The following is an 8,146-nucleotide window of genomic DNA, read 5'->3' as shown; positions in this document are numbered from 1 at the left end:
TTCCTCCGGAGCTTGCGCCCTCTAAAAAAAGTAACTGTTAGGCTATAGTGAAAATGAATTTTCAACTTTGCTTTTGACATACCTTCTCATGGAAGTGTTTCATTGCCCGTGATTAAAAAATAAATACCAAACGCCCCCAAACAAAGCCCTAACACCAACAGAGCGGTTCCAAATTTCTTGATGGTCCGGCGGGCCTTTTGCTGTTCTTCTGTCATGTTAGATCCTGAAAATGAGCGTTGAAGAGATCATGCACTCAAGCATGAGAATACCCCAGAGTCAAAATTCATTTCATGTCCATGGCCGGGCCTTCGCTTGTGATCCCGGATGATTTCTCTCCCACGGCAGGTGGCCTGCGTGCCCTGCTCAATGGGTATTAAGGGACAGGTAAATAGTAGCCAATGACAGCACCCAGGTGCAATACTGCCATGCTGAACCCACGGTGCAGCTAGGTCAGCTCTTTATGCCGATGCATTACGCCAAGACCAACCAGCTGACCAAGGCGTCCTTTGACCCTCACTCGCGCCAGCCGAGTTATAAATTCTGTGCGGTGAATGTGGTGGTCTGACTTAGCGCAGCGAGCCAGTGGCGGCGATGTCGGCGGTGAAGACCAAGCCTAACTTGGTGCCGTCGTAATCGAATTCATCCCGCATCACGGCCCGGGGGATGTGCAGGCTGACGGTCTTTTTGTCGCTGTTAAACTCACCACGCAGGGTGACTTGTTGGGTTTTCTTCATCGTCAGGTCCATGTTGCGCTTCGGCACTGCCTTGTGCAGCACCAGTCCGTGACCATCCACCTGCGAGTCGCCGCGCACCGTGAAGTAACATTGGGGAATGGCAAAGCTGCCGTCGGCGGCAATGACGCTGGACTGGCTGAAGTCGTTCGGCTTGATCTTCAAGACGCCGGGGGCGATGTCCACGGTGATCTGGCCGATCAAGGCACCCCAGGCGTAGTCCATGTGATAGGCCCGGATGTTGGTCAGGTGGATGTCTTTGACTGAGATCCGCCGCTTTCCAGTGGATGAGTCTGTTTTGACCACCACCGTGATGCTGCCTTTCAGGGCGGCAGTGTCGCGATCGGAGCGGCGGCCGAGCATGGAGCCCTTGGGGTCGATGCTGAGATCAATGGCACCGCGCGTCTTGTTGGAGTCGATTTTCAGCACCCAAGTTTGAGTCACGCTCGGCTGCAGTGGCGGCACCGCTGTTTCAGTGGTTGGGCTTACCGGGCTGGACGGGAGTTTTGCGGGCAGACGTGACGGGCTGGCCAGTTGGGAGACATCGCGATCGCTTTTCCAGAAGCTACAAGAACTCAGCGCCAGCGTGCAGAGGGAAAGGAGAACGAAGATTGAAGGGTGACTGGAAATTTTCATCGGTGCTGGCACTTGCGAGGATCACTGAAGCAGACTACATAGGGTTCGGCGAGTAGTTTATCAATCCTCTCGCCGCCATCGATTATGTCTCAATGCTGCTGCTCTGCTCCTGATCCCGATGACCACAATCTATCATCTGACGAGGAGTTGGAGGACGCGTGTTGTGGCAGTCACAAAGGAAAAATCGATTGGCTGCTGTGGGGCTCGCTGGTCGTTTGTATCCTAGGCTACGGTCTGCACCTGATTGTCGGTCATGGCCTGCCGTCCCAGCTCGCGCATTTCAGCCACGGGATCTTTGAGCTGTTGAATAAGATGTGGTGGGGGCTGGCATTCGGTATCTTGGCCGTGGGGGCCCTTGGCGGAGTCCCGCGCGAGTGGGTCGCTGCGGTGTTGGGTCGGCCCGGAAGTTTCCAGGGCGTGCTGCGCGCCATGAGCGCCGGCTTGATTCTCGATTTGTGCAACCACGGGATCCTACTGGTGGCGATGAAGCTCTACGAACGTGGCGCATCGCTGGGGCAGACGCTCGCATTCATCATCGCCAGTCCGTGGAACTCGCTCTCGCTGACGCTCATCTTGGTGTCACTGATCGGTTTCAAATGGACCCTGGCATTTCTGTTGCTCTCTGGCCTGATCGCGGTGATTACCGGCGTGATCGTCGAGTTCTTGGTGAAAAAAGGCAGCCTGCCCAAGAACCCCAACCACGTCGAGCTGCCGAAAGGTTTTCATCTGTGGCGGGAAATGGGTCATGCCTTCCGTCGCACCAAGTTCACCCCCGGCTTCTTTGGCAAGATGGTGAAGGTCGGCTTTGCCGACTCCGGCATGATCCTGCGCTGGATTTTCTTTGGCACCGTGCTCGCCGCAGCCATCCGCGCCTTCGTGCCGCAAGATGCCTTTGGCGATTGGTTTGGCCCCACTTGGACCGGCGTGCTGCTCACTCTGCTGGCAGCAACGGTGATCGAAGTGTGCTCGGAAGGATCCAGCCCGATCGCGGCCGACCTCGTGACCCGTGCGGCTGCGCCAGGCAATGGCTTTGCCTTCCTGATGGCCGGTGCGGCCACCGACTACACCGAGATCATGGCGCTGCGAGAAACCACGAAGTCGTGGAAGCTGACCATGGTGTTGCCCTTGCTGACGCTGCCACAGGTCGTAGTGGTCGCTTGGATCCTCAACGCCATGGCGAATTAGCGCTTGGGTGGGTGGTCGTGTCGATAACGTCGTCCGGCTCTAACCGCGCGGCGTCACCACAATGGCGTGGGCATCGTAGCGCACCCGAGCACCCGCTTGGGTAACGATGTAGTTCAGCAAGGTTTCCGCGGGAATGTTGTTCAGTCGCAGAGTGATGCTGCGGTTTTCAAACTGGCCTTTGGGGTCCTGCACGATGAAGTTAGGCGCGACCTTTTTATTCGATTCCCGACTGATCAGGGAGGCGAGGATGGTCAGGGACTCCTGCACGGTTTCCTTATCGAAATCGACCGAAGGGATTATGACTGTTTTCAGTGCCGCCTTGCGCTTCTTAAGCACCAGAGCGTCTTTGTTTTCCAGGATGTAGAGCAGGTTTTGCTTCGCCTTGAGGTGCTTCGGATAGAGCTGGAGCACCTGGCGGAAACTGGAGGCCGCGGCATCGTAGTGGCCACTGCGCATCGCGATCACCCCTTGCTGGTAGAGTGTGTTCGCCTGGGTCGCCCGGTCTGCAGGCGGGCTGCTGGTTGTGTTGCTTTGGGCAAAGGCGGGGGCGCCAACCGCTAGGGTCAGAGCTACTATCATGGTGGTGGTTTTACGTTTCATCGTTTGGATCGTAGTTGGTGTTAGGTCATGGCTACGGCAGTGTGAAACCGCAGAATGACATTCAACTACTATACGCCCCATGCCGATGGCTGCAAAGGGGAAAATCAAAAGGTCGCACGCTAAGCGACTCATCACCAGGCGTTCGGGCCGGTCAGGGCGAGGTCCTAGGAATACTTCAGGTCCTTCGAGGGGTCGGTCTCGAAGTCCATGGCGAAACGGGCCGTGGTGTTTGGTTTGATCACCGTTTCGACGTATTTGAGGTGCACGGGATCATCGACATACATTCTCAGCTTTTCCAAAGATTCCACTTCCACAGTGAGGAAAAATGGCCACTCGCCCTTGGTATCGATATTTTTTCCCGAGCGCACACTGAGCACTTCCGGGATTTTGAGGAGCATGCTGCGGGTCGAGCGCATCATTTCCTCCAGCTTGAGCTCATCGACCTCAGGCTTGAGTTTGAAAAAAACAACGTGGTGAATCATGGCGCTTAGGCGTTCCAGGTGAGGGCACCTTTTTTCAGCGCGTAGACGTAGGCAACGGCGAGGATGCCGGCAAATCCGAGCACACTCCAGAAGGCCATGGCACTTTCCTGGATCAGATCCTTGAACTGCACCGCCCAAGGATACATGAAGACCACTTCAATATCGAAGATCACAAAGAGCATCGCCACCAGGTAGAACTTGACGCTGAATCGTGGGGCTCCCTGGCCAACCGGCACCATGCCGCACTCGTAAGCGCTTTCCTTGGTGGGGTTCGGTTTGCCTTTTTTTCCCAGAAGGAGGCTCATCAATAACATCACACCGGCAAAGCCAAGAGCGATGGTGCACTGCATGATCACGGGGAGATAGTTCTGAAGCATAGCGACTTTTAAAAAGTAAGAGGTGGTCGAGACTGGATAGGGGTGAACGCCGCGGCCGGCGTGGTAGGATCGATTTTCTTAAAAAGAAAACCCACGCCACCTTACCGGTGGGTGGGTTTCTTTAAAACGATTCGTGTTGGTAAAACCAGCACGAAATTTGTTGTTTCACTCGGTTCGCACTAAGCGGACTCCTGGGCGGCGAGGAAATCGCTGTGAGCTTCGGACAGTTTTGGCAGTCCTTTGTATTCCTTGCCCTCCTTTTCAATCATGCCACGTGTGACGAGATTTTGGAGTTTTTCATACGCGCGGAGGCGGAGCATTTCTTCCCCACCACTCACGGCGTTGCGCTCCTTGAGCCTAGCGTAGACAGCTTCGAATAAATCATTGAATCCGAAGAAGCTGTCATCATCACCCAGCACATTAACGATTTCATCTGTTACGTGATCTGGGACGCGGCGAGAGAAACGAGTTCTTTTCGTAGTAGCCATGGCCTGAATGTAGCACGTTCTACTATTAAAAGCGATCTGAAAATAATAAAAAGCACAAATTTCAATCTTTTTTGACCCTCAGAATATGTCATTTTCTTAAAATGACGGGGTTGACACTGCTCGCAGGTCAGCCATTGTCGCACAGACATGATGAGCGCAGCAACAGGTAAACGTCTAGCAATTGTAGGGGCTACAGGTGCCGTCGGGCAGGAAATGCTCGATTGTTTGGAAGAGCGAAATTTCCCGATCAGTGAATTAATTTTATTAGCATCGGCGCGATCCGCTGGAAAAGAGATCCCATTCCGTGGAAGCTTAATCAAAGTTAAGGAATTAACACACGACTCCTTTGCCGATGTAGACATCGCTCTGTTCAGCGCTGGAGGCGGTATTTCCAAGGAATTTGCCCCCAGTGCCGCCGCCGCCGGCTGTGTGGTGATCGATAACTCATCCTGTTTCCGTATGGACGAGGGCGTCCCGCTGGTGGTTCCTGAAATCAACCCGGAGGCCATCAAGGATCGTCCGAAAAATATCATCGCGAACCCCAACTGCACATCCATCATCACCCTGATGGCGCTCTATCCGCTGCACCAGCTTTACGGACTGACCTCCGTCATCGCCTCCAGCTACCAAGCCGTATCCGGCAGTGGTGCCCAGGGAATTGTCGAGCTGGACGAGCAAATCAAGGTGCTCGGCAGCGGAGGTGAGGTGACTGATGAGATGAAAAATGTCTACCCGCACCAGATCGCTTCCAATGTCATCCCTCAGGTCGATGCCTTTACCGAAAGCGGCTACACCAAGGAGGAGCTGAAAATGTTCAACGAGAGTCGTAAAATTCTCTCCCTGCCAGATCTGAAAGTCACCTGCACCTGCGTGCGTGTGCCGGTGCACCGTTCCCACTCGGTCAGTGTCACCGCGCAGTTTGAAAAGCCGGTCGATGTCGCCGAGGCGCGCGCCGTCTACGCGAATTACCCGGGCATCAACAGCAAGGACGATCCGGAAAATGGCATCTACCCGGTGCCGCTGGATACCACCAAGAAGGACGACTGCTTGGTCGGCCGCATGCGCAAGGACATGGTGCTCGAAAACGCTCTAACGCTCTGGGTGGTGGGTGATCAGGTCCGCAAGGGAGCCGCACTCAACGCCGTGCAGATCGCCGAGCTGGTGGAATAGGAAAGTTTTAAGTCTTAAATTCCAGACACCAACATGGACGATCTCAAACCTTGGCTCAAGGCCACTCAGAAACAAGTCGACTCGGCTCTCGGTCGATTCCTCCCGCGTGAATCCGCCGCGCCGAAAACGATCCACAAGGCGATGCGCTACAGCATTTTCGCCGGTGGCAAGCGCCTGCGCCCCATCCTCACGCTGGCCGCCGCCGAAGCTTGTGGAGGTGAGCTGGAAAATGCCCTCGCACCCGCCTGTGCCACGGAAATCATGCACACCTACTCGCTGGTGCACGATGATTTGCCCTGCATGGACGATGATGATCTGCGCCGTGGCCGTCCGACTTCCCACAAGGTGTTCGGCGAAGGCATGGCCGTGCTCACCGGGGATGCACTGCTCACTCAGGTCTTTATCGTCATTGCCCAGACACCCGAGACCAAGCGCTATACGGTGAAGGATTACCTCGAGGAAATTGCCGTCACCGGTGGCAGTAAAAAGCTCATCGGTGGGCAAGTTCTGGATCTTGAAGGCGAGGGCAAGGAGCTCAGCAAACGAGAGCTGGTGAAAATTCACGAGAATAAAACCGCCGCCCTGCTCACCTGTTCGGTGCGTCTTGGCGCAATGACCGCCAACGCCACGCCGGCAAAGCTCGATGCGCTGACCACCTTCGGTTACAATCTCGGTCTGGCATTCCAAGTGATCGATGACATCCTCGATGTCACCCAGACGACCGAGATGTTGGGAAAAACCGCCGGCAAGGACGAAGCGGTGGATAAATCGACCTACCCAGCGATCCTCGGCCTGGAGGCCTCGCGCAAAGAGGCAGCCCGCCTGACGAAAAAAGCCCTGAAATCGCTCGAAGTCTTCGGTAAAAAAGGCCAACGCCTCGAACAAATCGCCCGCTACCTGCTAGAGCGCGAGTATTAAGCGGCGAATACCCTAATGTCCTCTCTCCCATCTAGGAGGGAGGAAACACCATGCCATGGCAGAGTTGCTCTGTCCAAGGACCGGGGTCATCGACCCTGGCATCAGCGATCGATGACTGGTGCCCAGTCCGCAGACCTTACTTACAGAGCTTCTTGCACATCGCGACCAGTGCCGGGTCCATCTCCAACTGGGAGTCGGCGACTTTGTGGATCGGTAAGGTGCCGAAGTGGCCGGACTTGTAGATCATGATGTTGCAGGTCTCTCCGCGGTGCAGAGATTCCACTGCGCCAACGGCGAACTTGGATGCCATGAGGCGATCGCGCACAGTGGGCGATCCCCCACGCTGAATGTGGCCGAGAATGGTCAGACGCGAGTCCATTTTCAAGGTGTCGCCAATCCAGCGGTTCAGGTAATCGCTCATGTTGCAACCTTCCGCCACGATGGCGATCAGGAAGTTCGGGTGGCCTTGGTATTTCACCCGGAGGCGCTCGCCGATGCTATCGAGATCATACTCCAGCTCAGGCACCATGCAGATTTCAGCGCCGCTGGTGACGGCTGAAGCCATCGCCAGATAGCCGCAATGACGCCCCATGGTCTCCACCACAAAGGCGCGGCGGAATGAGTTGGCGGTGTCGCGAATGCTGTCCACCGACTGGCGGATCATGTTCAGCGCGGTGTCGACTCCCAGGCAGTAATCGGTGCCGGGGATGTCGTTGTCGATGGTCGCAGGGATGCCGGCGAAGGGGACTTGGAAATCGGCGTAAAATTGGTTCAGAGCGCGGAATGATCCGTCGCCGCCGATGACGACAAGTTTTTCAATCCCGCGTTTTTTCAGATTCTCGTAAGCTGCCAGGCGGTGCTCGTATTCAAAGAAGCGCTTCGATCGTGACGAGCGCAGAATCGTGCCACCGCGGTGAATGATATCGGAGACATCGTGATCGCTGACTTTTTCAATCTTATCGTCGATCAGACCGCGTAAGCCATCATCGACGAGGAAAGGCTCATACCCTAGGTGCATTGCGTGGTCAGCGGCTGCTTTGATGGCTGGATTCATTCCGGCGGCATCTCCACCGGATGTCATGATTGCGATACCTTCCATAATAAGAGTGTGTTTGATGATGAACTGCTTCTAACCGAGGGTGGTCAGAGCAAGTGGATCCCAGATAAAGCGAATCCCCATGGAATGCAAGCAACACTAATGCCACTAATTCGATAAAAACAGCCATTGACAAGCCCTCTTTGCCGCACTAATTAACCTCCGCCTCGGGGCAATGACCGCTCCGAGATTCAGTGAAAGGCGGGATGGCCAAGTGGTAAGGCATCGGTTTGCAAAACCGACATTCGCGGGTTCGATTCCCGCTCCCGCCTCCAACTGATAACCCGTTGATTTTCAACGGGTTTTATTTTTTATAGGGGGCAAAGTGGTGCTATAGTGGTGCAGTTTCCGGTTTCATGCGGTGGTGTCCAATGCCCTCCAATAATGTTTTTCGCACTCTATTTTTTTAGAGTGGAGGAGTTAATCACAGGTCGATCATTTCTGCGTCTCAGCCGTGGGAAAC

Annotated in this window: 10 protein-coding genes, 1 tRNA gene and 1 pseudogene; 5 read left to right on the top strand and 7 right to left on the bottom strand. The window is 55.1% G+C overall.

Annotation, left to right across the window (positions count from 1 at the left end; translation table 11 throughout):
* Positions 1-86: 86 nt before the first annotated feature.
* Positions 87-215 carry a hypothetical protein gene (locus tag JO972_RS08590; RefSeq protein ID WP_309489623.1) on the bottom strand — a complete coding sequence of 43 codons (129 nt, stop codon included), beginning with the start codon at positions 213-215 and terminating at the stop codon, positions 87-89.
* Between the two features lie 221 nt (positions 216-436).
* Between JO972_RS08590 and JO972_RS08585 the strand changes: the two are divergent.
* Positions 437-565, top strand: a pseudogene (locus JO972_RS08585) (molybdopterin dinucleotide binding domain-containing protein); the annotation flags it as partial.
* A 1-nt stretch (position 566) separates the two neighbouring features.
* On the opposite strand, the gene JO972_RS08580 reads toward JO972_RS08585, so the two are convergent.
* Positions 567-1,367 (bottom strand): hypothetical protein, encoded by an 801-nt coding sequence (locus tag JO972_RS08580; RefSeq protein ID WP_309489621.1) that lies wholly within the window; start codon positions 1,365-1,367, stop codon positions 567-569.
* A gap of 84 nt (positions 1,368-1,451) precedes the next feature.
* Between JO972_RS08580 and JO972_RS08575 the strand changes: the two genes are divergently transcribed.
* The gene (locus tag JO972_RS08575) at positions 1,452-2,552 is read left to right on the top strand and encodes a permease (protein ID WP_309489620.1); all 1,101 of its coding nucleotides are present in this window, start codon (positions 1,452-1,454) and stop codon (positions 2,550-2,552) included.
* A gap of 39 nt (positions 2,553-2,591) precedes the next feature.
* On the opposite strand, the gene JO972_RS08570 is transcribed toward JO972_RS08575, so the two are convergent.
* From JO972_RS08570 to JO972_RS08555, 4 genes are all read right to left on the bottom strand, one after another.
* On the bottom strand, positions 2,592-3,152 hold the full coding sequence (locus JO972_RS08570; protein ID WP_309489619.1) for a tetratricopeptide repeat protein: 561 nt from the start codon (positions 3,150-3,152) through the stop codon (positions 2,592-2,594).
* 164 nt (positions 3,153-3,316) lie between these two features.
* Positions 3,317-3,634 carry a Dabb family protein gene (locus tag JO972_RS08565; RefSeq protein WP_309489618.1) on the bottom strand — a complete coding sequence of 106 codons (318 nt, stop codon included), beginning with the start codon at positions 3,632-3,634 and terminating at the stop codon, positions 3,317-3,319.
* Positions 3,635-3,639: 5 nt separating this feature from the next.
* A complete protein-coding gene (locus JO972_RS08560) occupies positions 3,640-4,011 on the bottom strand; it encodes an NADH-quinone oxidoreductase subunit A (protein WP_309489617.1) in 372 nt (123 codons plus the stop codon).
* Between the two features lie 179 nt (positions 4,012-4,190).
* Positions 4,191-4,499 carry a hypothetical protein gene (locus JO972_RS08555; protein WP_309489616.1) on the bottom strand — a complete coding sequence of 103 codons (309 nt, stop codon included), beginning with the start codon at positions 4,497-4,499 and terminating at the stop codon, positions 4,191-4,193.
* 147 nt (positions 4,500-4,646) lie between these two features.
* Here JO972_RS08555 and JO972_RS08550 point away from each other — a divergent pair, with 147 nt between their 5' ends.
* Together JO972_RS08550 and JO972_RS08545 are read left to right on the top strand one after the other, a co-directional pair.
* On the top strand, positions 4,647-5,669 hold the full coding sequence (locus tag JO972_RS08550) for an aspartate-semialdehyde dehydrogenase (protein ID WP_309489615.1): 1,023 nt from the start codon (positions 4,647-4,649) through the stop codon (positions 5,667-5,669).
* A gap of 33 nt (positions 5,670-5,702) precedes the next feature.
* Entirely contained in the window at positions 5,703-6,587 is an 885-nt protein-coding gene (locus JO972_RS08545) for a polyprenyl synthetase family protein (RefSeq protein WP_309489614.1), read from the top strand.
* 136 nt (positions 6,588-6,723) lie between these two features.
* On the opposite strand, the gene JO972_RS08540 is transcribed toward JO972_RS08545, so the two are convergent.
* Complete coding sequence (locus tag JO972_RS08540) at positions 6,724-7,686, bottom strand: 6-phosphofructokinase (protein WP_309489613.1); 963 nt, start codon at positions 7,684-7,686, stop codon at positions 6,724-6,726.
* Between the two features lie 197 nt (positions 7,687-7,883).
* Between JO972_RS08540 and JO972_RS08535 the strand changes: the two genes are divergently transcribed.
* Positions 7,884-7,958: transfer RNA gene (locus tag JO972_RS08535), tRNA-Cys, on the top strand.
* Positions 7,959-8,146 lie beyond the last annotated feature (188 nt).

This window comes from Oceaniferula flava (genome assembly GCF_016811075.1).
GTDB lineage: Bacteria > Verrucomicrobiota > Verrucomicrobiia > Verrucomicrobiales > Akkermansiaceae > Oceaniferula > Oceaniferula flava.
This window is presented reverse-complemented; position numbering and strand designations above follow the sequence as displayed.

Coding starts and splice junctions, on each gene's coding strand:
- JO972_RS08590 (WP_309489623.1), bottom strand. CDS start 215: ATGACAGAAGAACAGCAAAAGGCCCGCCGGACCATCAAGAAATTTGGA.
- JO972_RS08580 (WP_309489621.1), bottom strand. CDS start 1,367: ATGAAAATTTCCAGTCACCCTTCAATCTTCGTTCTCCTTTCCCTCTGC.
- JO972_RS08575 (WP_309489620.1), top strand. CDS start 1,452: ATGTCTCAATGCTGCTGCTCTGCTCCTGATCCCGATGACCACAATCTA.
- JO972_RS08570 (WP_309489619.1), bottom strand. CDS start 3,152: ATGAAACGTAAAACCACCACCATGATAGTAGCTCTGACCCTAGCGGTT.
- JO972_RS08565 (WP_309489618.1), bottom strand. CDS start 3,634: ATGATTCACCACGTTGTTTTTTTCAAACTCAAGCCTGAGGTCGATGAG.
- JO972_RS08560 (WP_309489617.1), bottom strand. CDS start 4,011: ATGCTTCAGAACTATCTCCCCGTGATCATGCAGTGCACCATCGCTCTT.
- JO972_RS08555 (WP_309489616.1), bottom strand. CDS start 4,499: ATGGCTACTACGAAAAGAACTCGTTTCTCTCGCCGCGTCCCAGATCAC.
- JO972_RS08550 (WP_309489615.1), top strand. CDS start 4,647: ATGATGAGCGCAGCAACAGGTAAACGTCTAGCAATTGTAGGGGCTACA.
- JO972_RS08545 (WP_309489614.1), top strand. CDS start 5,703: ATGGACGATCTCAAACCTTGGCTCAAGGCCACTCAGAAACAAGTCGAC.
- JO972_RS08540 (WP_309489613.1), bottom strand. CDS start 7,686: ATGGAAGGTATCGCAATCATGACATCCGGTGGAGATGCCGCCGGAATG.